Annotated in this window: 1 protein-coding gene; it reads left to right on the top strand. The window is 41.0% G+C overall.

Annotated features, from left to right (window positions below):
- Positions 1-284 precede the first annotated feature (284 nt).
- Entirely contained in the window at positions 285-956 is a 672-nt protein-coding gene (locus BIZ37_RS30195) for a hypothetical protein (RefSeq protein ID WP_187464677.1), read from the top strand.
- Positions 957-1,267 lie beyond the last annotated feature (311 nt).

Here is a 1,267-nt window from a genome sequence, read left to right as displayed (position 1 = left end):
TTCCGATAATGTGGGAGTTGTTCATGTGGCACTTTCCTTTAAAGACTAAACCAGTTCAAGTTTAGCTGTAGGGAGGGACGTACCATCTCATTAAGTGTGTTTCGACCGATTGAAGACTCTTTCACCAAAGCATCATTTCACTTACTTTTCTTCATGCTTAGAACTGTAACTATATGATCAAATTTATTAATCTACTACAAGAAAAGGCTTATTTCAGTTAAGGGTAAATACTATATTTGATACCCTGAATAACCTTATAAGTTTCTCAAACTAGAAGACATAACATGAACCACGAACAGATTTGGAATGATTACTGCCAACGAGAAAACATCGCTGAACAGGCTGTCCCTTTATTTGAGACTGAAGCAGATAAATGGGTTGTGACTCGTGAGGTTGGTCGTCAAAAAAAGCGAAAAGTTTTGTCACGAAGCGAGGCAATGAACCAGCTCATTATTAAACAGGTGGATACACTCATCGCAGATTCCAGCCGGGCACAACCTATGTATGAAGGCCTGATTTACATGATGCTCTATATCGAAGATGGTCGTGTTCAACCTCTTTACATAGGTAAGACTGAATCCCGAGGTAGGAAGAACGACTTATCCGCCAATATCACTAAGCTTCAAACAGACAGAAGTAAATTTGCGCGTTGGGGTGATAATTACCAATACCACATCGGTGATTTGAGTGCAGTGACATTACACGGTCATGATCCTAAGAAGATAACATATAAATACACTGATTGGGCGAAAGCCTTATTCACTGAGTTCCCAACTTACAACCCTGAGTTGAAGCGTCCAGTGTTCTTTTGGTGTAAAGCGTGGCGCAGCGACGAAATAGGAATATGGAATGAGTTTGGGTCGCCCCGCCTGACCTTTCAAGAATACCTGTTGATCGGGGTTGCCAGCGCATTATATCCAGAACTACTGCTTAACAGGGAGGGGCAAAGTCGGTAATTATTAAATCAGCGTGGAATACTGGAAATTCATATGAATTCGTGACTAATCTGTACGTACTTCTCTGCTTCCCTTATTTTACTTTATCCGAAGTAACTACATTAGTAGCATAAACACTAACGTGCTAATTCTGCCCATAGGCTTCTCAGCGCAATCATTGCTAGCAAAGTTTTGTCCAGAACTTTCACTGTCGGCACTTCGTAACTCAGAAATGATGTGATGGACGCCCCACTTAACGGCTTCGATGAGCCAGAATTAAGGTGTTAGCACTTAATTACGAAGGAGCATCCATCATGAATATTAAAGTTGTT

The organism is Photobacterium sp. BZF1 (assembly GCF_014349205.1).
In the GTDB taxonomy this organism is placed as follows: domain Bacteria; phylum Pseudomonadota; class Gammaproteobacteria; order Enterobacterales; family Vibrionaceae; genus Photobacterium.
This window is presented reverse-complemented; position numbering and strand designations above follow the sequence as displayed.

What these genes read in the sequence shown, in the direction of transcription:
- BIZ37_RS30195 (WP_187464677.1), top strand. Translation starts at nt 285, where the DNA reads ATGAACCACGAACAGATTTGGAATGATTACTGCCAACGAGAAAACATC.